This window comes from Hypericibacter adhaerens, from assembly GCF_008728835.1.
GTDB classification, from domain to species: domain Bacteria; phylum Pseudomonadota; class Alphaproteobacteria; order Dongiales; family Dongiaceae; genus Hypericibacter; species Hypericibacter adhaerens.
The window spans coordinates 5,078,395-5,099,999 of the sequence record NZ_CP042582.1; the positions used below are offsets into that span (position 1 = coordinate 5,078,395).

Genomic DNA, 21,605 nt, shown 5'->3' on the forward strand with positions numbered 1-21,605 from the left:
CTTGGCGCTCAGGTCCCCGCGCCCTGCGCCAGCGTCATATAGGCCTCCTCGCGGCCGAGCTCGCGATAGGCGACGCGCAGGCTCGAATAGAACTCGTCGAGATCGACATTGCAGCTGCGCACATGGCGGTGCGAGACGGTCGGGTCGAAGCCGGTGCGGCCATGGAGCAGGCGCTGGTTGTTGAAGACCAGCATCTGGCCGGCCTCGATCTTGACGATGAGCTGGTTGCGCGCGTCATAGAGATAGGCGAGCAGGCTGCGCAGCGCGTCGTAATAGGCCGCCACTTCGCCCGCGTCGATATCGAAGGGCGCCGTGCCGCGATCGAGCAGCCGCAGGCCCTCGACATGGCCCTCGCGATCGAGCCGGATCACCGGCCCCGAGGCGTAGAAGGCGCGGCCTTCCTTCAGGGTCCGGTGGAACCCGGCCGGGACGGTCGAGAGCAGGCGGAAGGCCTCAGGGTTCTCGCTGCGGAAGCTCTCGGCGACATGGTAGCCGTCGACCAGGGTCGAATCGCCGCCTTCGGCGCTCTGCGCCAGCACATGGAAGAAGGTGATGCCGGGCGGATGGTGGCGGTAAGGCTCGTCCGTATGCGGCGCCAGCGGCACCGCCGTGTCGCCCACGAGCTGGGGGCTGGGCTGCGAGATCAGCTCGTAGATGCCGTAATTGGTCATCCGCAGCGAGCCGACCAGCTTCGCGACCTGCTCGGTCGCCTCGCGCTCGCAGCCGACATCGTTGAGAATGACGAAGCCGTAATCGCGCAGCCGCTCCAGGAAGCGCAGCCGCGCCGGCTTCTCCTCAAGCGCCGGATAGCTTTCGTAGGACAGCAGGTTGTTGCTGCGCGGATGCCAGAGCACCGGCTTGTGGCGGCGATAGTCGCGCTCGGCCGGCGACAGGCAATGGGCGCGCAGCCAGAGCGCACCATAGCGAGAACGATGGAAGCCGGGCTTCCAGGTGACCGCGATCTCGCCCTGCTCGTTCACAGCCGCACTCTCGACCGCGATCTCCCGCGGGATGTCGGTCAGCCGCAGCTCGCGGCGCGCCGTCTCGGTGCTGCCGCATTCGGCGCAGACGCAGTTGTGGCGCAGCCAGATCGCGGGATAGCGGCTCTCATGCCCGTCGGCCCATCGCACGAGGAGGTCCCCATTGCGGGATTCAAGATGGACGACGCAGTGCCGAGGATTGCTCGAAGAGGATCGATTCATGCCGGCCGATCGGTTTTGACAAGCGCGGCTCTTCCTGGGGATAGTCCCAGCCGCGCCCGCTGGGGGTCTTCATGATAGCCGGGGTTTCACGGCCGGCGAAGAGACCGGACGGACGGCGGCGTCGCATTGGTGTCGTAGTACAAAGGGGGACCCCCATGACCCGGCAGATTCTCGTGCTCGGCGGCGACGGCATCGGGCCCGAGGTGACGGCGGCGGCCGAGCGCGTGCTGCGCATCCTGGCCGGGCGGCACAAGCTCGCCCTCGCCTTCGAGCATGCGCTGGTGGGCGGCGCCTGCTACGACGCGACCGGCCTTTTCATCACCGACGCCACCATGGCCAAGGCGAAGGCCGCCGACGCGATCCTGTTCGGCGCCGAGGGCGGGCCCAAATGGGACAGCCTCGAGCTCACCGGCCCACCCGAGACGCGCAGCGGGCTGACGCGGCTGCGGCGCGAGCTCGAGCTCTATGCCAATCTGCGCCCGATCCGCCCCTTCGAGGCGCTCCTCGCCCACTCGACCCTGAAGCCCGAAATCGTCCGCGGCGTCGATTTCATGATCGTGCGCGAGCTCTGCGGCGGCATCTATTTCGGCGAGCCGCGCGGCATCGAGCGCAAGGGCGACGGGCTGCTGCACGGTTTCGACACCCAGGATTACAGCGAACCCGAGATCGAGCGGATCGCCCATGCGTCTTTCGCGCTCGCCCGCTCGCGCCGCCGCAAGCTCTGCTCCGTCGACAAGGCGAATGTCATGGAGAGCGGCATCCTGTGGCGGCGCACCCTCACGCGGATCGGCGAACGGGACTATCCCGAGGTCGAACTCTCCCATCTTTATGTCGACAACGCCGCGATGCAGATCGTGCGCAACCCGCGCCAGTTCGACGTGATCGTCACCGACAATCTCTTCGGCGACATCCTGTCGGACGGGGCCGCCATGATCACCGGGTCGCTCGGCATGCTGCCCTCGGCCTCGCTCGGCACACCCCGGCCCGACGGCCGCCGCCCAGGGCTTTATGAGCCCGTCCATGGCAGCGCGCCCGACATCGCCGGCCAGGGGCTCGCCAATCCGCTGGGCGCCATCATGAGCGCCGCCCTGCTGCTGACCCATGGGCTCGGCCGGCCCGACCTCGCGCAGATCGTCGAACGGGCCGTGGCCCGCACGCTCGAGGCCGGCATCGCGACACCCGATCTCGGCGGCAAGGCCGGCACGGGCGAGGTGCTCGCCGCCGTCATCGAGGCGCTCTGAGGCGAGCCCCCCGTGCCTAGCCGTGCGCTTGCAGGTAGTGGCGCGGCGCGGATCCGAGCACGCGCTTGAACATGGTGGTGAAGGCGGCGGGGTTGTCGTAGCCGAGATCGATCGCGACCGCGGTCACCGCCTCGCCGGCCACGAGCCGCGGCAGGGCCGCGGCGAGGCAGGCCTGCTGGCGCCAGGTCACGAAGCTCAGGCCCGTCTCGCGCCGGAACAGCCGCGTGAAGCTGCGCCGGCTCAAGCCCAGCGAGCGGCTCCAATCCTCGATCGTCTCATGCGGCGTCGGATTCTGCAGGAATGCCCGGCAGCGCTTGGCGAGCTGGCCGTCGGCCGGGAACGGCAAGGCCAGCGGCGGCAGCGGCTGCTGGCGGCGCAGCTCATGCTGGATCAGCGCCATCACCGCGCCTGCGCGGCTCGCCGGGTCATATTCCACCGGCAGGTCGACCGCCTCGGCGAGCAGGCCGCGCATGAAAGGCGAGATGCCGATCACCTGGCAGCGATCGGGCATGTCCCGGGCCGCATCCGGCTCGAGATAGAGGCTATGGGTCGCAACGGGCCCCAGCATATGCACCTCATGCGTAACCCCGGCCGGGATCCAGACGCCGCGTTGCGGCGGTACGATCCAGCTCCCTTGCGCCGTCATCACCATCAGCGTGCCGGTCGTGCCATAAAGCAGTTGGCTGCGGCGGTGGCGATGCGGCCGGATCACATGGCGGTCGGCATATTGATTGCCGACCGCGATCAGCGGTCGGGAGACCTTGTCGAAAAGCTCGACCGAGCTGTTGCGGGGCATGGCCCACTCTCGTAAGTCATCGGCCTGCTTGCGGTAGCGGGCCTGGATTCCCTTCCTTATCCTGATTGCCAATCATTCGCAACAATGCCGTCGCCGGGGTCCTCGCCCGGCGGGGGAAGAAGGGCGTACCCACGTGAGCCAGGCCGTCATCGACCGGCGCCAGACCGGTTCCACCGCCTTCTATGTGCTGGCGGCGATCAGCTTCTGTCACCTGCTGAACGACATGATGCAGTCGCTGCTGCCGGCGATCTATCCGATCCTCAAGGGCGGCTTCGATCTCGATTTCGGGCAGATCGGCCTGCTGACCCTCACTTATCAGATCACCGCCTCGCTGCTGCAGCCCGTCGTCGGGCTCTACACCGATCACAAGCCGCACCCCTATTCGTTGCCCATGGGCATGAGCTCGACCCTGGCGGGGCTGGTGGTGATCGCCTTCGCCCCGAGCTTCCCGCTGCTGCTCGCCGGCGCGGCGCTCCTGGGCGTCGGCTCCTCGGTGTTCCATCCCGAATCCTCGCGCATGGCGCGACTGGCCTCGGGCGGCGCCCATGGGCTGGCGCAATCCTTGTTCCAGGTGGGCGGCAATGTCGGCTCGGCGCTGGGCCCGCTGCTGGCCGCCTTCATCATCCTCCCGCACGGCCAGACCAGCGTCGCCTGGTTCGCCTTCGCGGCCTTGGGCGGCATCGCCGTCCTCACCATGCTGGGCCGTTGGTACAAGGCCAACGGCCATGCGCGCCGTCCGGCCCGCAAGGCGCCCGCACGCCACTCGAGCTTGTCGCGAGGACAGGTGGGCCGCGCGCTCGCGGTGCTGATCGCGCTGATCTTCTCCAAATATTTCTATCTGGCGAGCATCTACAGCTACTACATCTTCTACCTGATGCATCACTTCGACGTGTCGACGCAGCTGTCGCAGATCTATCTCTTCGTCTTCCTCGCGGCCGCGGCGGCCGGCACGATCATCGGCGGCCCGATCGGCGACCGGATCGGCCGCAAGAAGGTGATCTGGGGTTCGATCGTCGGCGTGCTGCCCTTCACGCTGGCGCTGCCCTATGTGGGCCTCTGGGCCACGGTCGCGCTCAGCGTCATCATCGGCTTCGTGCTCTCCTCGGCCTTCTCGGCGATCGTCGTCTATGCGCAGGAGCTGGTGCCGGGCCGCGTCGGCATGATCTCGGGCCTCTTCTTCGGGCTCGCCTTCGGCATGGGCGGCATCGGTGCGGCGGCTTTGGGCGAGCTCGCCGACTGGACCAGCATCGAGTTCGTCTATCGCGTCTGCTCCTTCCTGCCCTTCATCGGGCTGCTGGCCGCGTTCCTGCCCAACATCGAAGGCTCGTTGCGCAAGGCGGCCTGAGCCCGAGGCTGGCCATCGGCGCGCGGGGCGGTGCATAAGGAGGCGTGACGAACCGCCTCGAGCATCGCCCTGTCGCCATCATCGGCGGCGGCCCCGCCGGGCTGATGGCCGCCGAGGTCATCGCCAGGGCGGGCGTCGCCGTGACCGTTTTCGAGCGGATGCCGAGCCTCGGCCGCAAGCTCATGATGGCGGGCCGCGGCGGCCTCAATCTCACCCATTCCGAGCCCATCGAGCGTTTCCGCGAGCGCTATGGCGAGGCCGCGGGCTGGATGGGCCCGATCCTGGCGGGCTTCCCGCCGCAGGCCCTGATCGAATGGTGCGAAGGGCTGGGACAGCCGACCTTCGTCGGCAGCAGCGGCCGCGTCTTCCCGCGCGCGATGAAGGCGAGCCCGTTGCTGCGCGCCTGGATCCGGCGGCTCGACAGAATGGGCGTGCGCGTCGTGACCCGCGCCCTTTGGACCGGCTGGAACGAAGAGGGCGCGCTGAGATTCGCGGATGGCAGCACCCACCAGGCGGACGCGACGGTGCTGGCGCTCGGCGGCGCTTCCTGGCCGAAGCTGGGCGCCGATGGCGGCTGGACGGCGCTGCTGCCCGGCATCGCGATCGCACCCTTGCGGCCGGCCAATTGCGGTTTCGAGATCCCCTGGTCGGCGATCTTCCACGCGCGTTTCGCCGGCACGCCACTGAAGCGCGTCGCGCTCTCCTTCGCGGGCCAGACGGTCCAGGGCGAGGCGGTCGTCACCGCCAAGGGCATCGAGGGCGGCGCCATCTATGCGCTGGCGGCACCCTTGCGCGAGACGATCGCGTGCGAGGGCTCGGCCTTGCTGCGGATCGACCTGCGCCCCGATCTCACCCCGGCCGCGCTTGCCGAGCAGCTCGGCGTCGCGCGTGGGAGCGCCTCCCTTTCCACCTTCCTGCGCAAGCGCGCGGGCCTGTCGCCGGTGGCGGTCGGCCTGATTCAGGAGGCGCTCCATGGCGGTGCGACCGAACCGCTGCCGGCGCTGGTGAAGGCGCTCCCCTTGCGGCTCACGGCCCCCTTCGGCCTCGCGCGCGCGATCTCGACCGCCGGCGGCATCGCCCGCACCGAGCTCGACGACCGGCTCATGCTGCGCAAGAAGCCGGGCGTCTTCGTGGCCGGCGAGATGATCGACTGGGAGGCGCCCACCGGCGGCTATCTCTTGCAGGGTTGCCTGGCGACCGGCGTCGCCGCGGGCAAGGGCGTGCTCGCCTGGCTCGCGGCGCAAGGAGCCGCGCGCTAGTTCTGTTGCTGTCCCCGCATCAAGGCTCTCCGGCGTTTCAGCGCACGATAGAACCAGTAGCCCACGCCGATGGGCGCCGCCACCACCAGCACGCCGTACTGGTAGCTGCGGGCCTGATGCGACATCTCGCCGGAGGCAAGACCCCAGGCCACCACGATCGCGACCGCCAGGCTGAGGAGGAAGATGACGCCGATCACACCGAGACCGGCAGGCCCGTTCCAGAAGCCCGGTGCTTGCCGTAGCGACAGGGGGTTGCCGCCATGGACGGCGGCCGATCGCAGCTGGCCGCCAAAGGCCGCGAGCGAGGGCTGGCCGGCGGCGAGCGGACTGCGGCTCTCCATCAGCCGGTAGCATATCCCGTTGCGTGTCACGAGCTCGAGGATGAGGTCCATGCCGCTTTCGATCTCGCGCAAATCCGCGATCTCGACGAACGGAACGAGCGCCTGGCGAGGAAAGCCGGCGAACGGAATCGAGGGCCGTTCCTCGATCTTGACGCCGCCCGCCTCGATCGCCCAGCGATGGACTCGAAAGGCCGTCAGGCAGACGAGGATGAAAAGCAGGAAACCCAGGCCCAGCGACCAGAGGATGACGGCGATGACGGCGTTTCCATCCCCGGCAAAACGGGCCGCAAGCGCGATCACCACCGCTATGCCGAGGATGAAACCGAGGCAAGCGAGGACAACCAGCACCACCCGGCGATAAACCGACCGATAGGAGTCTGGCGGCGGCAAGGCCATGTGATTCCCGTCCTATCGCGAGGAAGAGACCGACCTCCTTATCATCTTTCGCCGTGACGGGACAGGGCCGCGCCAGCGAAGGCCGCGGCGGTCAGGAATCCCGCAGATCGAGCGTCATGAAGACGCTGTTCGGGTCGGGCTTGTAGCCGGCGAAGGGCGCGCATTCGACGAAGCCGTGGCGCGCATAGAGGGCGCGGGCCGGCAGGAAATAGTCCCAGCTGCCTGTCTCGAGGCTGAGGCGCGTCAGGCCCCGGGCTCTTGCGGCCGCGATGATATGGCGAAGGATCGCGCTGCCGGCGCCCTTGCCGCGCCGGATCCGGTCGATATGCATCGACTTGAGCTCGCCCTGGCTGGCCGAAAGCCGCTTCAGCGCGCCGAAGCCCAGAAGCACATCGCCGTCCCAGATCGTCCAGAAATCGATATCGGGCGACTGCAGGCCGGCGAGGTCGAGCGCGTGGGCGCTGCCGGGCGCGGTCTGCGCCCGGGCGCTGGTGAAATGGTATTGCAGGAGGGCGACCACGCGCGGATCGCCGAAATCGCCGGCGATGATCCGCATCGTGGCCGCCTCCCTGCCCATGGCCGGCTGCTACTTGGCCTTGCTGCAATAGGCGCAGATCTTGTTGCCGTCGAGGTCGCGGACATAGGCCGCGTAATTGCTGCCGTCGGCCGGCCGCGGGCCGGGCTTGCCTTCGTCCTTGCCGCCCTGGGCGAGGGCCGCCGCATAGAATCCGTCGACCGCCTTCCTCGATTTCGCGACGAGCGAGATCATGGTGCCGTTGCCGAAGGTCGCCGCCTTGCGGTTGTAAGGCTTGGTGACGAAGAACTGCGCCTTGTCCGGCGCCTTCTTCGGTCCGTAGCCGATATAGCGGCCGCCGTCCCCCGTCCGTACGAGACCCAGCGGCGCCAGAGCGGCGTCGTAGAACTTGGCGGCTTTTTTCACATTGTTGGTGCCGACCATGATGTAGGCAAGCATCTGCGTGTTCCCCTTGAGGTGAGATGTCCCGGCTGAAGCCGGTGTTGACGGCCGACAAAGTGAACCCTCGCCGCTTTTCCTGCAAGGCTGCCTCCGGCGCCAACGGTGCTAAACTCGACGCCGGACAACCAGAGCGAGGAGAGACCCATGGAGCGGATCGGTTTCATCGGCTTGGGCCGCATGGGACGCCCGATGGCGGGCAACCTGGTTCGCAAGGGATTCGATCTCGCCGTCCATGACATCAACCCGGCGGCGGTGCGGGCCTTGCAGGAGACAGGCGCGCGGACCGCCAATGGCGTGCCGGGCATCACCGGCGGCAGCGACGTGATCGTCACCATGCTGCCCAGCGGCACCGAGGTCGAGGCCGTGCTCGCCGGCCCCGACGGCGTCTTCGCCCATGCCCGCCCCGGCCAGCTCGTCATGGATATGAGCACCATCGAGCCGCGCACCACCGACCGGCTCGCGGCCGAGGCGGCCAAGCGCGGGCTCGCCTTCGTCGACGCGCCGGTCGGCCGCCTCGCGAGCCATGCCGATCGCGGGGAATCGCTCTTCATGGTGGGCGGCAGCGAGGCCGACTTCCGGCGCGTGCTGCCGCTGCTCCAGGCCATGGGCACGACGATCCATCATTGCGGCCCGGTCGGCAGCGGCATCCGCACCAAGCTGGTCAACAACCTGCTGGCGGTGGCGAGCTGCCAGCTCAATGCCGAGGCGCTGGCGCTCTCGCAGCGCTTCGGGCTCGATCTCGCCAAGACGCTCGAGATCCTCCACGGCACCACCGCCACCAACGGCCAGCTCAAGATCAACTGGCCCAACAAGGTGCTGGCGGGCGACATCGCGCCGGGCTTCACCATCGACCTCGCGCATAAGGACCTGTCGCTGATCCTGGCGGCGGCCGAAACCGAGACCATGGCCCTGCCCATGGTCTCGGCGGCGCGCGAAGCCTTCGCCGACGCCCGCGGCGCCGGCCATGGTGCCAACGATTTCTCCTCCATCGTCGACTGGTTCTGCTCGCTGACGGGGACGCAGAAGCCGCGGCTGCGGTAGGGATGCCTATCACCCTCTTCTCCCCCGCCATCCTCCTACGCCAAGGCTTCGGAGGATATTAAGGGGGGAGAAGGCCTGCCCTCCGAAGCGCGTAGCGCGAAGGAGGGATGCGCAGGCTTAGTCGGAGCGCAGCGGAGACTTAGCCGGAGCCGGATGAGGGGGCTCTTTCAGGAGAAAGCGAGACCTTCGGAACCACCCACCTCACCCTACCCTCTCCCCCCGCTATGCGGGCGGAGAGGAAAGAGAAAGGCTGGCGCCGACCGCCGCCGCGTGGCAGGAGTCGAAGGGGTCTCAGCGTTCAGGGGAGAGAGCGCCGGCATGACGGAAGCGGGAGCATCGGGCGGACCGGGCTGGCCGGCGGCGATCCATGCCGCGCTCAAGGCGCACGAGGTGCGCCAGGTGGCCTATGTGCCCGATGGCGGCCATACCGAGCTGCTGCGGCTGGTGCATGAGGATCCGGCCATGACACCGGTCCTGCTCACCAGCGAGCAGGAAGGCGTCGGCGTGCTGGCCGGCGCCTGGCTCGGCGGCCAGCGCGGCGTGCTGGTGATGCAGTCGAGCGGCGTCGGCAACTGCGTCAACCTGCTGTCGCTGGTGCGGCTCTGCCAGTTGCCCTTCCTGGCGCTGGTAACGATGCGGGGCGAATGGGGCGAGTTCAATCCCTGGCAGGCGCCGATGGGCTCGGCCACCGCCGAGGCCTTCGCGCTCATGGGCATCCCGGTGCAGCGCGTCGACACGCCCGAGGCGGTGGCGCCGACCGTGAACGCCGCCTGCGCCATGGCCTTCGCCGGCGGCTCGCCGACCGCGGTGTTGCTGGGGCAGCGGCTGATCGGGGCGAAGGAGTTCCTGAAATGACGGGCCCCCTCTTCCCGCGCCGCCAGGCCGTGGCGCGGCTCCTGGCCGGCCGGCGCGATCTCCTGGTGGTGAGCGGCCTCGGCGCCCCCACCTACGATGTCGCCGCCGCCGGCGATCACGAGCGCAATTTCTATCTGTGGGGCGCCATGGGCAGCGCCGCCCTGGTCGGGCTCGGGCTTGCCCTGGCACAGCCTGCGATACCGGTCCTGGTCGTCACCGGCGATGGCGAGATGCTGATGGGGCTGGGCGGCCTCGCCACGGTGGCGCTGCGCAACCCGGGCAATCTCTCGATCGTGGTGCTGGATAACGGGCTTTACGGCGAGACCGGCGGCCAGGAAAGCCATACCTCGGGCCCGACCGACCTGCCCGCTGTGGCGCGCGGCTGCGGTCTTGCCGATGCGCGTACCATTACAAGCGACGCCGAGCTCGCGACGCTGGCGGCGCGGGTCCAGACGATCGGCAAGGGCACGCTTTTCGCCCGGGTCCCGATCGACCCCGCCCCCTTGCCTCGCATCCTGCCGCCGCGCGATGGTGTCTATCTTAAGAACCGGATCCGAGGTGCCTTGGGCCTGTCGCCGCTTTGAGTTTTTCTCTGACTGCCGCCGTTGACCGGTGCTGAAGCCAGTATGGGAGGAACCGCATGCCGACCGCCAATGTGATCTATCCCGAGTTCGACCGGCCGTTGAGCGAGGATGCCGAGCGCAGCTGGACGCTGCCGGCGCGCTATTATATCGACCCGGCCATCTATGGCGCCGAGCGGGAGAAGATCTTCTTCCGCAGCTGGCAGTATCTGGGCCACCAGAGCCAGCTCGCCGCGCCCGGCGACTACATCACCGGCTATATCGTCGACCAGCCCGTCTTCGTCATCTGCGACCGCAACGGCGCGCTCAAGGGCTACTACAATGTGTGCCTACATCGCGCCCATGAGCTGCTGAAAGACACCGGCACCCTCCGCTCGGCCGCCATCACCTGCCCTTATCATGCCTGGGCCTATGACTTCGAAGGCACACTGAGGGCGGCGCCCAACACCCGGCAGGTCAAGGATTTCGATTTCGAGGATTTCAAGCTGACGCCGATCCGCGTCGAGCTCCTGGCGGGATTCGTCTTCGTCAATCTCGATCCAGACGCCAGGCCGCTCAAGGACCAGATCGGCTGGCTCGAGGAGGATCTGCGCCGCCATGTGCCCGACTTCGACAAGCTCAAATTCTTCGAAGGCCGGGCCATCGGCAATGCGACGACCAAGGCCAACTGGAAGGTCGTGGTCGACAATTATGTCGAATGCTATCACTGCTCGAAGGCCCATCCGGCCTTCGCCGACATGATCGAGATGACGGAATACAAGACCGAGATTATCGGTCCCGTCTCGCGCCAGCTCGGCCTCAACACCCGGCCGAAGAACAGCGCCTACGATTTCTCGCCGGAGGCGCCGGTCACCCATGCCGCCTTCTGGTTCGTCTGGCCCAACATCACCTTCAACATGATGCCGGGCGACACCCAGCTCTCGGTCGCGGTGATACAGCCGAAGGGCGTCGAGGAATGCGTGTTCTGGTCGCACAATTACCGCCACCAGGCGGAGATCGATCCCGCCAAGGTCGATTACGGCCGCACCGTACTGGGACCCGAGGACACCGGCCTCTGCGAATCGGTGCAGCGGGGCCTGCATGCCCGCGTCTACAAGCAGGGCCGCATCATCGTCGATCCCACCCATAGCGGCATCGCCGAGCATGGCATCCACCACTTCCACCGCATGGTGAAAGCGGCGCTCGATCGCTGAGGCCGTTCGGGGAAGGGACCGGACGCAGAGGCAGGCGATCCGCGCCGGCCTCAGACCGTCGCGATCTGCTTCTTCGCCTGCCGCAGGATGTCGGCGGAGAGCTTCGGGTCGTTCACGATCCGGGAGAGCGTCAGCGCCCCGATCATCAGGGAGAGGGCCACCAGCGCCCGCTGCTTCGCGACCTCGGGCTTGGTCTTGTCGAGCCGTGCCGCGACCATGTCGACCAGCTTCGTGAAGCTGGCGGTCGCCGTGGCGCGGGTATGCTCGTCGCTGCGGGCGAGCTCGCTGCCGAGGGCGGCGAAGGGGCAGCCGCCCGACGGGTCGTCCCGGTGCTTCGTCGAGAGATAGTTCGCCGCCAGCGCTTCGAGCGCCTTCTGCTCGCACTTCTGGGAACAGACGGCCAGGAACGAATCCACTTCCGGCTCGACGGCGGCGGCGCAGGCTTCCGCGACGAGCTGCTCCTTCGAATCGAAATGCCGGTAGAAGCCGCCATGGGTCAGGCCGGCCGCCGCCATCAGCTCCGATAGTCCCGTCTCGCTGATTCCGTGGCGGCGGAATTCGGTCGCCGCCGCCTTGACGATCCGCCGCCGGGTCTTGGCGGCCTCTTCCTTCGACTTCCTCATCGCGGCACTGCTTTCTTCGAACCATCCCGTTTTCCGGGATTCCTGTCCCCTCGTCGATTGTGAAGTCTACCAGCCCCGAAGCCCGGGCGCTCGCGCGAACCGTGCCTCCGGCTGAGTCAAGGATTGCCCGTGGACATCAGGGGCGGCTCGCCGGCCGGGGCCGCTTCGCGCGGCACCCGCCGCCGGCCGCCGATGCGGCGCACCACCGTATAGAAGACGGGCGTGAAGAGCAGGCCGAACAGGGTCACGCCCAGCATGCCGAAAAAGACCGCGGTACCCAGCGACTGGCGCATCTCCGAGCCGGCCCCCGTCGCCACCACCAGCGGCGCCACGCCGAAGATGAAGGAGAGGGAGGTCATCAGGATGGGGCGCAGCCGCGTGCGCGCGGCGCCGATCGCGGCCTGGGCCGGCGACGCCCCCTCCTCCTCGGCCTGACGCGCGAACTCGACGATCAGGATCGCGTTCTTGGCCGCGAGCCCCACCAGCACCACGAAACCGATCTGGGCCAGGATGTCGATCGGCATGTTGCGCCCGAGCAAGCCCGTGACGGAGGCCAGGAGGCACATCGGCACGATCAGCACCACCGCCAGCGGCAGTTTCCAGCTTTCGTACTGGGCGGCGAGCACGAGGAACACGAAGAGCGCGGCCGCGGCGAAGACCAGCAGCGTCGGCGTCCCTTGCTGCTGCTGCTGGAACGCGAGATCGGTCCATTCGAAGCCGATGCCCGCCGGCAGAACCTGATGGGCCAGCTCCTCCATGCGATGGAGCGCCGTGCCCGTCGCCACGCCGGGCGCCGTGACACCGAGGATCTCGGCCGCGGGAAAGAGGTCGTAGCGCGGCACGCGATAGGGCGCCGTCTCGTCCTTGAGGCGGGCCACCGTGCCGATCGGCACCATCTCGCCCGCGGCGTTGCGCGCCCGCAGCCGCGCGATGTCCGACGTGTCCCGCCGGAACCCGCCGTCGGCCTGGGCGATGACCTGGTAGGTCCGGCCCAGATAATTGAAGTCGTTCACATATTGCGAGCCCAGATAGACCTGCAGCGTGGAAAACACGTCGGTCGGGGTGAGCCCGACCATCTGGGCCTTCTCGCGGTCGATATCGGCATAGACCGTCGGCGAGTTGGTGCTGAAGAGGGTGAAGGCGCCGCCGATCGCCGGGTCCTTGTTGGCGGCGGCGACGAGCGCCTGCGCGGCATGGGCCAGCGCCTCCGATCCCAGCCCGGCCTGGTCCTGCAGCATCATCTTGAAGCCGCCCGTGCTGCCGATGCCCTGCACCGGCGGCGGCGGAATGGTCAGCACATAGGCGTCCTGGATCACCGACAGGCGCTGGCGCAGATCGGCCAGCACGGTATTGGCCGTGACGCCCTCGATCGAATGGTTATAGAGCGTGGGCAAGCCCGAGAAGATCGTCCCGGCGTTGGAGGCGACCGTGAAGGTGGTCGCATCGAGGCCCGCGAAGGGCGCCACATGCTCGATGCCGGGCGTGTCGAGGATGATGTCGATCGCCTTCTTGATCACCGTCTCGGTCCGGTCGAGCGTGGCGCCGGGCGGGAGCTGTACCACGGTGATGAGGTAACCCAGATCCTGCTCCGGGATGAAGCCGGTCGGCGCGCGCGAGAACTGCACGCCCGCCAGCCCGATCAGGCCCAGATAGACCACGAGCACGACGGCCGCACCCCGGATGAGGCGGCGGGTCAGGCCGCCATAGCCGTTCGAGAGCCAGTCGAAGCCGCGGTTGAAGCGGTCGAAACCCGCGAGCAGAAGCCGGCGCGCCAGGCCGGCGCGCGCGGCATGGTGCGGATCGTGCGGCTTGAAGAGCACCGCGCAGAGGGCGGGGCTCAGCGTCAGCGAGACGAAGCAGGAGATCACGGTCGAGGCCGCGATCGTGACCGCGAACTGGCGGAAGAACTCGCCCGAGATGCCGGAAATGAAGGCGGAGGGGACGAACACCGCGCAGAGCGTGAGCGCGATCGCGATGAGCGCACCGCCCACCTCGTCCATCGTCCGGTGCGCAGCCTCCCGCGGCGACATGCCAAGTCGGAGATTGCGCTCGACATTCTCGACCACGACGATCGCGTCGTCGACCACGATGCCGACGGCGAGCACCATGCCGAACAGCGACAGGTTGTTGAGCGAGATCCCCAGCGCATAGAGGATCGAGAAGGTGCCGACCAGCGACACCGGGATGGCGACGACCGGGATGATCGAGGCCCGCCAGTTCTGCAGGAAGAGGAACACGACGCCGACCACCAGCAGGATCGCGACGAAGATCGTGACGATGACCTCGTCGATCGATTTGCTGACGAAGATCGTGGGGTCGTAGATGATCTTGTAGCCGACGCCGGGCGGGAAATCCTGGCCCAGCTTCTGCATGGTGCCGATGACTTCCTGCTCGACCGCGAGCGCGTTGGCGCCCGGCTGGGCGAAGATCAGGAGCGGCAGGCCGGGCCCGCGATCCATGAAGCTGGTCGAGCCGTAATCCGCGGCGCCGATCTCGACCCGGCCCACATCGCGCAGACGGGTCACCCGTCCCTGCTCGTCGGACTTGAGGACGATGTCGGCAAACTGCTCGGGCGTGGAAAGCCGGCCTAGCGTCTGGACGTTGATCTGGTAGGCCTCGTGCGAGGGAACCGGCGGCTGGTTGAGGATGCCGGCCGAGACCTGCAGGTTCTGCGCGCGCAGCGCGGCCAGCACCTCGGACGCGTTGAGGTTGCGCGCCGCCACCTTGTCCGGGTCGAGCCAGATGCGCATGGCATATTCGCGCGCACCCATGAGCTGCACGTCGCCGACGCCCGGCAGGCGTGCCAGCGCGTCCTTCACATGCAGCACCGCATAGTTCGACATATAGAGCGTGTCGCGCGAATTGTCCGGCGAATAGAGATGGACCGCCAAGAGGATGCTGGGCGTGGATTTCCGGACCTGCACGCCCTGCCGCTGCACGTCCTCAGGCAGGCGCGGCAGCGCGTCCTGCACGCGGTTCTGGGTCAGCATCTGCGCGACATTGAGGTCGGTGCCGATGCGGAAGGTCACCGTGATCGTCAGCTTGCCGTCGCCGGTCGACTGGCTGCTCATATAGAGCATGTTCTCGACGCCGTTGATCTGCTGCTCGAGCGGGGTCGCGACCGTCCGCGAGACGGTCTCGGCCGAGGCGCCTGGATAGACCGTCGTCACCTGCACCGTCGGCGGCACGATCTCCGGATATTGCGCGATTGGCAGGATCACGAGCGCGCCCAGCCCGACCAGCGTCACGAAGACGCTGAGTACCGTGGCGAAAATCGGCCGGTCGATGAAGAAATGCGTCAGGCGCATGGGATGGCTCCCGCCTTAGCCTTGGCCATCGGAAGCGGCATTGTAGGTGATGGTTCCGTCCTGCGGCGTCACCTTGCCGCCCGGCATGGCGCGGACGATGCCGTCGATGATCACGCGATCGTCGGCCGCGAGGCCGGACCGGATGATCCGCAACCCGCCCCGGAGATCGCCGGTCTCGACGGGTTTGGGCACCACGGTTCCGTCCGGGGACACCGTCATCACGATATGCTGGGTCTGGTCGAGCAGGACGGCCGCATCCGGCACCATGAGGGCGGGGGCCGGGGGCGCCACCGCGAGGCGGAGCCGCGCGAACTGCCCCGGCGTCAGGAAGAAGTCCGGATTGGAGACGATGGCGCGGGCATGGATCGTGCCGCTCGACCGATCGAGGCTGTTATCGACGAACTCGAGCGTCCCCTGCCGCGTGAACTTGTTCTCGTCGCTGAGGCTGATATCGACCTGATCGGCCAGCGGACCCGACTGGCTCGCCCGTTGGCGCGAGAAGGTCAGGTAGTCGGCTTCGCTCATGTCGAAGTCGAGATGGATCGGATCGAGCGAGACGAGGGTCGCCAGCAGCGTGGTCGGGCTGCTCGCATAGCGGCTGCCGGCGATCAGGCTGCCGACCGATTGCAGGTGCGCGCCGATGCGGCCGGTGAAGGGCGCATAGATGCGGCAATGCTCGATGTCGAACTGGGCGTCCCGGATTGCGGCCTTGGCCTCGTCGATCGCGGCTTGCGCGTCGCCCTGCTCGAAGGTGCGCTGGTCGACGGATTCGGCGGAGCCGAACTCGCTGCGCTTCAGCGTCTGGGCGCGCTGGAGCTGGTTCTTGGCGAGCGCCAGGCGGGAGGTCGCCGCCTGGAGCTGCGCCGTCGCCTGCGCGAGCCTGATCTCGTAGGGCTGCGAATCGATCACGAACAGGAGGTCGCCCTGATGGACGATCTGCCCGTCCTCGAAATGGATCTCGGTCAGCGTCCCGCCGACCTGCGCCCTGAGCTCGACCCGGTCGACGGCCGAGAACTGGCCAAGAAAGCCGATCTGGGTGTCGACATCGAGCCGGAGCGGCTTGCTCACGGTCACCGGTGCCGGCGCGATGGCGGCCACGGCGACGGGAACGCCCTCACGTTCCGAGAACCCGAACCAGGCGGCAACGGCGGCCGCGATGAGAGCCACGGCCGCGATCCAGGTCCAGGCCGAACGCCGGCGCTTGGCCGGCTGACGTTGGCTCCCGGTCTTCGGCCACTTGCTGATTTCGTTCATGTGACTGCCCGCTCCGCCCACTGCCCTTGTTCGAACACGGCCATAAGATGTCAAATAACATCTATGTTCGGGGTTAGGTGAGAGCCGGCGGGAAACTCGTCAAGGGACCGACCGCCAAAAGATTTGATAAAGGCGTCGGGAAGTCGGTTCCCCGGGAGAAACCTTCACGCCGGCAGGGTCAGGACCGGTTCTACGAGAAGAGTCCCGATGCTATAAGCCTTGCAGCCTGTAGGGTGGCGAGCCTGACCTACATCACAAGCCTGGAGCGCAGATGAGCGAAGACCGCCAGCAGATCGCCGACTGGATCGATGAGGAACGCGCGCGCATCGTCGAGTTCTTCCGCGGCTTCATCCGCTGCAAGAGTCCCAACCCGCCGGGCGACACCACCGAGGCCGCGCGCTTCATCGGCGATTTCCTGACGCGCGAAGGACTCGACCACCGGTTCATCGCGCCGCAGCCGCAGATGCCGAATGTCGTGGCGAGCTTCGTGGGCGCGAAGCCCGGCAGGCATCTCGTGCTGAACGGCCATATCGACGTTTTCCCGGTCGGCGACGGCAAGGATTGGACGAAGAACCCCTGGGGCGGCGAGCTCGTCGACGGGAAGATCTATGGGCGCGGCGCCTGCGACATGAAATGCGGCACCAGCGCCTCGGTCTTCACCTATGCCTTCCTGCATCGCCTGCGCGAGCGCCTCAAGGGGAAGCTGACGCTGACGGCGGTCTCCGACGAGGAGACCTTCGGGCCCTGGGGCGCGCGCTACCTGATGGAGCACCATCCCGAGGTCCATGGCGATTGCTGCCTCAACGGCGAGCCGGGCAGCCCCTACACAATCCGCTTCGGCGAGAAGGGGCCGCTCTGGCTCGAGTTCAAGATCCGGACCAAGGGCGCGCATGGCGCCTATACCCATGCCAGCGAAAGCGCCACCAAGCTGGCGCAGCGCCTGATCGCCGATCTCGAGATCGTGACGGAGATCAAGCCGCAGCTCTCCGACAACATCCTGCGTTCGCTCGAGGCTGCCCGCGCCTCGACCGACAAGGCCATGGGGCCGGGAGCGGCCGATATCGTCTCCAAGGTGACGCTCAATATCGGCGTCATCGAGGGCGGCTTGAAGGTGAACATGGTGCCCTTCGCCTGCCGCTTCGAGGCCGATATCCGCCTGCCGCTCGGCGTCACGCACGAGCAGGTGATGGCGGAGGTGAGGAAGGTGCTGTCGCGCTATCCGCAGGCTTCGATGGAGGAGCTCAACTTCAACCCGCCCTCCTACTGCCCGCCCGACGGCGCGATGGTCGGAATCCTGCAGAAGAACGTCGAGGCGGAGCGCGGCTACAGGCCCCAGCCCATCGTCAGCCTGGGCGGAACCGACGCGCGGCTCTGGCGTTATCGCGACATCCCCGCCTATGTCTACGGCCCCTTCCCCACCGGCATGGGCTCGGCCGACGAGCATGTCGATGTCGAGGACTTCCTCCACATCGTGAAGGTCCATGCGCTCTCGGCCTACGATTATCTGATGACGCAGTGAACGTGATACAGACCCGCGGCTTTTTATCCTGCTGTCGATCCGGTGGTCGCCGACCTCCACCAGCCGTCTACGACGTAAGCAAGTCCCTGGCGCTCGGCATAGGCGATGGCGGCTTCCAGGGTCGGGAAGCGGAGCTCGATCTGGGTCAGCGGGTCGTCGCTGCCGGTCCAGCCCATCAGCGGCTCGATGAAGGGCGACCGGCGCCGGTCGAAACGAAGACGCCAATGTTTCGTTTGCGCGCGGCCCGCCGTCAGCACGGAGCGTGAGGGACGTTCGATGCGCGCCCGTGCATCGGCCGGAAAGACCGGGGCGCGGAGACCCTTTACAGGCTGCTCGTTCCGATTGGCCGCCCGGGCCGGGCTGCCGATCCCGAACGGCCATCGGGCCTGCCGCCCGATGGCCATCTGAACATCCGTCTTGCGAAGAGGCTGCATGGCCGCCCTCTTAGATAAAGAAGGGCCGCCAGGGCGGGCCTGCCGGCACCGCCCTGGCCGCGCCGGACGATCACTTGCGCCCGTTGATCGCGATGCGCTTGGCCCTGGTCTCCGCCGCCATGCTCTTCGGGAGCGTGACGGTGAGCAGGCCATTCTTGAACGAGGCTTCCACCTTGTCCGCCTCGATCTCGATGCCCAGCGGGATCTGGCGCTCGAAGCGGCCATAGAAGCGCTCGCTGAACTGGCGCTCCCGGTCGTCGAGCTCGGCCCTTTTCTCACCGCGGATGGTGAGCACGCCGTCGGCGAGCAGCAGCTCCACGTCCTTCTCATCCAGGCCCGGCAGCTCGGCCGTGACGCGGAGCTCCTTGTCGGTCTCGGCGAGTTCGAGGTTCGGCCAGGCCGGCAGACGTCCGAACAACGACGGCCCGAAGAGAGACGGGACATCGAAGCTGCGGAAAGTCTCGTCGAACAGCCGGTTCACCTCGCGATGGAGCGACAGGAAGGGGCTCGTCGGCTCGTCCCGGAACAGGACCGGGGCGCGGCTGCCATTGCGATTCCAGGGAATGAGGTTGCGCATGTTCATCGTTCTTCTCCTTTCCTTGTCCTTGTCGGTCTGGGCTTCAGGCATGGCTCTCCCTTCGGCGCAAGCCGGGGCCGGCGCCGTCGGTCGATGCGAAGAAGCTTCGGGCCCTAGGCGGCTTGCTCGATGCGCTGCGGTCCGCGCGCGGGCGACGCATCCCCCGTCTGGATCGCGATCCGGCGCGGCTTCATCGCCTCCGGCAGTTCGCGCAACAGCTCGATCGTCAAGAGACCCTTATCGAAGCTGGCTGCCTGCACCTTGACATGGTCCGCCAGCTCGAAACGGCGCTCGAAGCCGCGGGCGGCGATGCCGCGATAGAGATACTGGCTGCGATCCTCACCCTGCTTGCGGCCGCTCACCACCAGCAGGTTGGGTTCCTGCGTGACGGCGAGCTCCTCCAGCGCGAAGCCCGCCACCGCCAGGGTGATGCGGTAGCTGTCCTCGCCGGTTTTCTCGATGTCATAGGGAGGCCAGTTGTCGGCCGCCTGGCCGCGGGCAGCGTTCTCGAGCAGATCGAACACCCGGTCGAAACCCACGCTGGACCGGAACAGGGGTGCGTAGTCGAATGTCGTTCTCATAGCCACATCCTCCGATGAGCAACATGGATATAAGAGGGCGCCCAAAGAGGAGCGCCCCTCCGGACTGCCGAACCCGGGAAACGGGCTTCGGCGTCAACCGATCTAGGTGCGCGCTTTCGTCCGTCAAGAGGGGGGCTCGCCACCATGGCCGCCGAGGGCGGGCTGCCACCGGCCATGATCGTCGTACGACAGTTCGCGGTTTGCCCCTGCCGGTCGGCGCGTGATAGACAGGCGACAGATCATTGCTGGAGGACCGACCATGGACGAGCAGGCCAAGAAGACCGCGCTGCGGATGATCCCCTATGGCATCTATGTGATGACCGCCAAGACCGCCGACGGCGGCGTGGCGGCTGCCACCGTCAACTGGGTGACGCAGACGGCCTTCGCCCCGCCGCTCATCGCCGTGGGCGTGAAGGCGGATTCCGGCACCTATGCCGCGGTCAAGGCCTCGAAGCAGTTCGTCTTGAACGTGCTCGGCAAGGGCCAGCAGGGCCCGGCCTTCGCCTTCTTCAAGCCGGCGCAGCTCGAGAACGGCAAACTCTCGGGCGAGCCCTTCCATCCAGCATCGAACGGCGCGCCGATCCTCGACAACGCGCCCGCCGCCCTCGAATGCAAGGTGGCGGAGATCGTGGCCTTGGGCGACCACCATGTCGTCGTCGCCGAGGTCACCAACGCGCATCTCCACCGCGAGCCGACCGGAAGGCCAGACGAGGCGGTGCTGGAGATGAAGGATCTGGGCCCGAAGGTGTTCTACGGCGGCTGACGCCGTCGCCTTCCCCGAGCGCTATTCGCCCAGCAGCTTCGCCAGGTAGGGTGCCAGGTCCGGCTTGCGTTCGAGGCCGTAGCCCGGGACATCCTCCGGCGCGATGCCGGTCTCGTCGATCGCGCAGCCCGGCGTATAGCCGCCGATGGGCGCGAAGACGCCCGGATAGGCTTCGGTGCCGCCGAGGCCCAGCCCGATCGCGATATGCAGCGCGATCATATGGCCGCTATGGGGATAGAGCTGGCGCCGCGAGAAGCCGTTGGCTTCCATCGCCGCCACCATCCGGCCGAACTCGCCGAGCCCGTAGCCCAGCGCCGGGTCCATCTGGAAGATATCGTGCCCCGGGCGCATGCCGCCATAGCGGATGAGGTTGGCGACGTCGCGGCCGGAGAAGAGGTTCTCGCCCGTGGCGAGCGGGTGCTTGTACTGCCCGGCCAGCTCATGCATCAGGTGGTAGTCGAGCGGATCGCCCGCCTCCTCGAACCAACGCAGGCCGAAGCCCGACATCGCCTTGGCATAGTCGAGGGCGGTCGCGAGATCGAAGCGGCCATTGGCATCGACGGCGAGCCTGGCGGGATTGCCGACCACCTTCACCGCCGCCTCGATGCGCGCCATGTCCTGGGACAGGTGCTCGCCGCCGATCTTCATCTTGAAGGCGCGGTAGCCGAGATCGGCATAGCGGCGCATCTCGTCCGCCAGGCGGCGCAGATTGTCCTCGGGATAATAGTAGCCGCCGGCCGCATAGACCGGCACGCGCTTGGGCGCGCTGACGCCGAACTTCCGCGCGATGAGCTCCCAGGCGGGCACGCCGGCGAGCTTGGCGTTGAGATCCCAGAGCGCCAGCTCCACGGCGGCCACCGCATGGGCCCGGTCGCCATGGCCGCCGGGCTTCTCGTTGCGCATCATGACGCGCACGGCCCGCTCCGGGTCGAAGCCGGCGCCGGCCGCATCGAGCAGCTCCTCGGATCGCGCCGCGAGCAGCCGGGGAAACAGCCGTTCCCGCAGCAGGCCGCTCTGGGCGAAACGTCCGATCGAATCGAAGCCGATGCCGGCCAGCGGCCGGCCCTTGCGGACCACGTCGGAGACCACCGCCACCAGCGAAACGGTGTGCTCGGCGAAATTGACGACCGCGTTGCGGATGTCCGCCTGGAGCGGTACCGCGATTTCACGAATCTCGACGATGCGCATCTGCCGTTCCTGCTCCCGTCAACCGATTGTTCCGGATTGGCCGACAATCGATCTCATAAATCCGCTTGTTCCCCGCCGGGCCTCTCGCCATCGTTCCGGCGGCGCGGCGGCCCGCGCCGAATTCTCGAACGC

21 protein-coding genes are annotated in these 21,605 nt (G+C 67.6%); 9 read left to right on the forward strand and 12 right to left on the reverse strand.

Features of this window, described 5'->3' with window-relative positions; translation table 11 throughout:
- Nucleotides 1–8 precede the first annotated feature (8 nt).
- On the reverse strand, nucleotides 9–1,130 hold the full coding sequence (locus FRZ61_RS22735; RefSeq protein WP_191909173.1) for a TauD/TfdA family dioxygenase: 1,122 nt from the start codon (nucleotides 1,128–1,130) through the stop codon (nucleotides 9–11).
- 227 nt (nucleotides 1,131–1,357) lie between these two features.
- Between FRZ61_RS22735 and leuB the strand changes: the two genes are divergently transcribed.
- On the forward strand, nucleotides 1,358–2,443 hold the full coding sequence (gene leuB, locus FRZ61_RS22740; RefSeq protein ID WP_151119888.1) for a 3-isopropylmalate dehydrogenase: 1,086 nt from the start codon (nucleotides 1,358–1,360) through the stop codon (nucleotides 2,441–2,443).
- A gap of 16 nt (nucleotides 2,444–2,459) precedes the next feature.
- Here the strand turns inward: leuB and FRZ61_RS22745 are convergent, their stop codons facing one another.
- A complete protein-coding gene (locus tag FRZ61_RS22745) occupies nucleotides 2,460–3,239 on the reverse strand; it encodes an AraC family transcriptional regulator (protein ID WP_151119889.1) in 780 nt (259 codons plus the stop codon).
- Nucleotides 3,240–3,372: 133 nt separating this feature from the next.
- Between FRZ61_RS22745 and FRZ61_RS22750 the strand changes: the two genes are divergently transcribed.
- Together FRZ61_RS22750 and FRZ61_RS22755 are read left to right on the forward strand one after the other, a co-directional pair.
- On the forward strand, nucleotides 3,373–4,584 hold the full coding sequence (locus FRZ61_RS22750) for an MFS transporter (RefSeq protein ID WP_151119890.1): 1,212 nt from the start codon (nucleotides 3,373–3,375) through the stop codon (nucleotides 4,582–4,584).
- Nucleotides 4,585–4,628: 44 nt separating this feature from the next.
- The gene (locus tag FRZ61_RS22755) at nucleotides 4,629–5,843 is read left to right on the forward strand and encodes a BaiN/RdsA family NAD(P)/FAD-dependent oxidoreductase (protein ID WP_225308958.1); all 1,215 of its coding nucleotides are present in this window, start codon (nucleotides 4,629–4,631) and stop codon (nucleotides 5,841–5,843) included.
- Here FRZ61_RS22755 and FRZ61_RS22760 read toward each other — a convergent pair.
- From FRZ61_RS22760 to FRZ61_RS22770, 3 genes are all read right to left on the reverse strand, one after another.
- Nucleotides 5,840–6,580, reverse strand: coding sequence for a hypothetical protein (locus FRZ61_RS22760; RefSeq protein WP_151119891.1), 741 nt, complete (start codon nucleotides 6,578–6,580; stop codon nucleotides 5,840–5,842). The two genes, FRZ61_RS22755 and FRZ61_RS22760, sit on opposite strands and share 4 nt — an antisense overlap.
- Nucleotides 6,581–6,671: 91 nt before the next feature.
- Nucleotides 6,672–7,136: a GNAT family N-acetyltransferase gene (locus tag FRZ61_RS22765; RefSeq protein WP_151119892.1), complete on the reverse strand. Its 465-nt coding sequence runs from the start codon at nucleotides 7,134–7,136 to the stop codon at nucleotides 6,672–6,674.
- A gap of 30 nt (nucleotides 7,137–7,166) precedes the next feature.
- Complete coding sequence (locus FRZ61_RS22770; protein WP_151119893.1) at nucleotides 7,167–7,553, reverse strand: VOC family protein; 387 nt, start codon at nucleotides 7,551–7,553, stop codon at nucleotides 7,167–7,169.
- A 147-nt stretch (nucleotides 7,554–7,700) separates the two neighbouring features.
- On the opposite strand from FRZ61_RS22770, the gene FRZ61_RS22775 reads away from it, so the two are divergent.
- The 4 genes from FRZ61_RS22775 (at nucleotide 7,701) to FRZ61_RS22790 (ending at nucleotide 11,226) form a co-directional block, all read left to right on the forward strand.
- Nucleotides 7,701–8,597, forward strand: a complete 897-nt coding sequence (locus FRZ61_RS22775) for an NAD(P)-dependent oxidoreductase (RefSeq protein ID WP_151119894.1) — start codon at nucleotides 7,701–7,703, stop codon at nucleotides 8,595–8,597.
- A gap of 318 nt (nucleotides 8,598–8,915) precedes the next feature.
- Nucleotides 8,916–9,452 (forward strand): thiamine pyrophosphate-binding protein, encoded by a 537-nt coding sequence (locus FRZ61_RS22780; protein ID WP_151119895.1) that lies wholly within the window; start codon nucleotides 8,916–8,918, stop codon nucleotides 9,450–9,452.
- Nucleotides 9,449–10,036 carry a thiamine pyrophosphate-dependent enzyme gene (locus tag FRZ61_RS22785; RefSeq protein WP_151119896.1) on the forward strand — a complete coding sequence of 196 codons (588 nt, stop codon included), beginning with the start codon at nucleotides 9,449–9,451 and terminating at the stop codon, nucleotides 10,034–10,036. The genes FRZ61_RS22780 and FRZ61_RS22785 overlap by 4 nt, the downstream gene beginning before the upstream one ends.
- A 56-nt stretch (nucleotides 10,037–10,092) precedes the next feature.
- Nucleotides 10,093–11,226, forward strand: a complete 1,134-nt coding sequence (locus FRZ61_RS22790) for an aromatic ring-hydroxylating oxygenase subunit alpha (RefSeq protein ID WP_151119897.1) — start codon at nucleotides 10,093–10,095, stop codon at nucleotides 11,224–11,226.
- A 50-nt stretch (nucleotides 11,227–11,276) separates the two neighbouring features.
- On the opposite strand, the gene FRZ61_RS22795 is transcribed toward FRZ61_RS22790, so the two are convergent.
- The 3 genes from FRZ61_RS22795 to FRZ61_RS22805 all read right to left on the reverse strand — a co-directional run bounded on the left by FRZ61_RS22795 (nucleotide 11,277) and on the right by FRZ61_RS22805 (nucleotide 16,411).
- A complete protein-coding gene (locus tag FRZ61_RS22795; RefSeq protein WP_151119898.1) occupies nucleotides 11,277–11,849 on the reverse strand; it encodes a TetR/AcrR family transcriptional regulator in 573 nt (190 codons plus the stop codon).
- Nucleotides 11,850–11,965: 116 nt separating this feature from the next.
- Nucleotides 11,966–15,157 (reverse strand): efflux RND transporter permease subunit, encoded by a 3,192-nt coding sequence (locus FRZ61_RS22800; protein ID WP_151119899.1) that lies wholly within the window; start codon nucleotides 15,155–15,157, stop codon nucleotides 11,966–11,968.
- A gap of 15 nt (nucleotides 15,158–15,172) precedes the next feature.
- Nucleotides 15,173–16,411 carry an efflux RND transporter periplasmic adaptor subunit gene (locus tag FRZ61_RS22805; RefSeq protein WP_151119900.1) on the reverse strand — a complete coding sequence of 413 codons (1,239 nt, stop codon included), beginning with the start codon at nucleotides 16,409–16,411 and terminating at the stop codon, nucleotides 15,173–15,175.
- 271 nt (nucleotides 16,412–16,682) lie between these two features.
- Between FRZ61_RS22805 and FRZ61_RS22810 the strand changes: the two genes are divergently transcribed.
- The gene (locus FRZ61_RS22810; RefSeq protein ID WP_151119901.1) at nucleotides 16,683–17,930 is read left to right on the forward strand and encodes an ArgE/DapE family deacylase; all 1,248 of its coding nucleotides are present in this window, start codon (nucleotides 16,683–16,685) and stop codon (nucleotides 17,928–17,930) included.
- 23 nt (nucleotides 17,931–17,953) lie between these two features.
- On the opposite strand, the gene FRZ61_RS22815 is transcribed toward FRZ61_RS22810, so the two are convergent.
- The 3 genes from FRZ61_RS22815 to FRZ61_RS22825 form a co-directional block, all read right to left on the reverse strand.
- On the reverse strand, nucleotides 17,954–18,364 hold the full coding sequence (locus FRZ61_RS22815) for an NADH dehydrogenase ubiquinone Fe-S protein 4 (RefSeq protein WP_225308959.1): 411 nt from the start codon (nucleotides 18,362–18,364) through the stop codon (nucleotides 17,954–17,956).
- A gap of 70 nt (nucleotides 18,365–18,434) precedes the next feature.
- Nucleotides 18,435–18,947: an Hsp20/alpha crystallin family protein gene (locus FRZ61_RS22820; protein WP_151119902.1), complete on the reverse strand. Its 513-nt coding sequence runs from the start codon at nucleotides 18,945–18,947 to the stop codon at nucleotides 18,435–18,437.
- 107 nt (nucleotides 18,948–19,054) lie between these two features.
- The gene (locus FRZ61_RS22825) at nucleotides 19,055–19,522 is read right to left on the reverse strand and encodes an Hsp20 family protein (RefSeq protein ID WP_151119903.1); all 468 of its coding nucleotides are present in this window, start codon (nucleotides 19,520–19,522) and stop codon (nucleotides 19,055–19,057) included.
- 259 nt (nucleotides 19,523–19,781) lie between these two features.
- Here FRZ61_RS22825 and FRZ61_RS22830 point away from each other — a divergent pair, with 259 nt between their 5' ends.
- Nucleotides 19,782–20,285 carry a flavin reductase family protein gene (locus tag FRZ61_RS22830; protein ID WP_151119904.1) on the forward strand — a complete coding sequence of 168 codons (504 nt, stop codon included), beginning with the start codon at nucleotides 19,782–19,784 and terminating at the stop codon, nucleotides 20,283–20,285.
- A 21-nt stretch (nucleotides 20,286–20,306) separates the two neighbouring features.
- On the opposite strand, the gene FRZ61_RS22835 is transcribed toward FRZ61_RS22830, so the two are convergent.
- Nucleotides 20,307–21,473, reverse strand: a complete 1,167-nt coding sequence (locus FRZ61_RS22835) for an enolase C-terminal domain-like protein (protein ID WP_151119905.1) — start codon at nucleotides 21,471–21,473, stop codon at nucleotides 20,307–20,309.
- Nucleotides 21,474–21,605: the final 132 nt, after the last annotated feature.

Bases quoted from the DNA above. Each gene is read 5' to 3' on its own strand.
- leuB (WP_151119888.1), top strand. From the start codon at position 1,358: ATGACCCGGCAGATTCTCGTGCTCGGCGGCGACGGCATCGGGCCCGAG.
- FRZ61_RS22745 (WP_151119889.1), bottom strand. From the start codon at position 3,239: ATGCCCCGCAACAGCTCGGTCGAGCTTTTCGACAAGGTCTCCCGACCG.
- FRZ61_RS22760 (WP_151119891.1), bottom strand. From the start codon at position 6,580: ATGGCCTTGCCGCCGCCAGACTCCTATCGGTCGGTTTATCGCCGGGTG.
- FRZ61_RS22765 (WP_151119892.1), bottom strand. From the start codon at position 7,136: ATGCGGATCATCGCCGGCGATTTCGGCGATCCGCGCGTGGTCGCCCTC.
- FRZ61_RS22770 (WP_151119893.1), bottom strand. From the start codon at position 7,553: ATGCTTGCCTACATCATGGTCGGCACCAACAATGTGAAAAAAGCCGCC.
- FRZ61_RS22775 (WP_151119894.1), top strand. From the start codon at position 7,701: ATGGAGCGGATCGGTTTCATCGGCTTGGGCCGCATGGGACGCCCGATG.
- FRZ61_RS22780 (WP_151119895.1), top strand. From the start codon at position 8,916: ATGACGGAAGCGGGAGCATCGGGCGGACCGGGCTGGCCGGCGGCGATC.
- FRZ61_RS22785 (WP_151119896.1), top strand. From the start codon at position 9,449: ATGACGGGCCCCCTCTTCCCGCGCCGCCAGGCCGTGGCGCGGCTCCTG.
- FRZ61_RS22790 (WP_151119897.1), top strand. From the start codon at position 10,093: ATGCCGACCGCCAATGTGATCTATCCCGAGTTCGACCGGCCGTTGAGC.
- FRZ61_RS22795 (WP_151119898.1), bottom strand. From the start codon at position 11,849: ATGAGGAAGTCGAAGGAAGAGGCCGCCAAGACCCGGCGGCGGATCGTC.
- FRZ61_RS22800 (WP_151119899.1), bottom strand. From the start codon at position 15,157: ATGCGCCTGACGCATTTCTTCATCGACCGGCCGATTTTCGCCACGGTA.
- FRZ61_RS22805 (WP_151119900.1), bottom strand. From the start codon at position 16,411: ATGAACGAAATCAGCAAGTGGCCGAAGACCGGGAGCCAACGTCAGCCG.
- FRZ61_RS22810 (WP_151119901.1), top strand. From the start codon at position 16,683: ATGAGCGAAGACCGCCAGCAGATCGCCGACTGGATCGATGAGGAACGC.
- FRZ61_RS22815 (WP_225308959.1), bottom strand. From the start codon at position 18,364: ATGCAGCCTCTTCGCAAGACGGATGTTCAGATGGCCATCGGGCGGCAG.
- FRZ61_RS22820 (WP_151119902.1), bottom strand. From the start codon at position 18,947: ATGAACATGCGCAACCTCATTCCCTGGAATCGCAATGGCAGCCGCGCC.
- FRZ61_RS22825 (WP_151119903.1), bottom strand. From the start codon at position 19,522: ATGAGAACGACATTCGACTACGCACCCCTGTTCCGGTCCAGCGTGGGT.
- FRZ61_RS22830 (WP_151119904.1), top strand. From the start codon at position 19,782: ATGGACGAGCAGGCCAAGAAGACCGCGCTGCGGATGATCCCCTATGGC.
- FRZ61_RS22835 (WP_151119905.1), bottom strand. From the start codon at position 21,473: ATGCGCATCGTCGAGATTCGTGAAATCGCGGTACCGCTCCAGGCGGAC.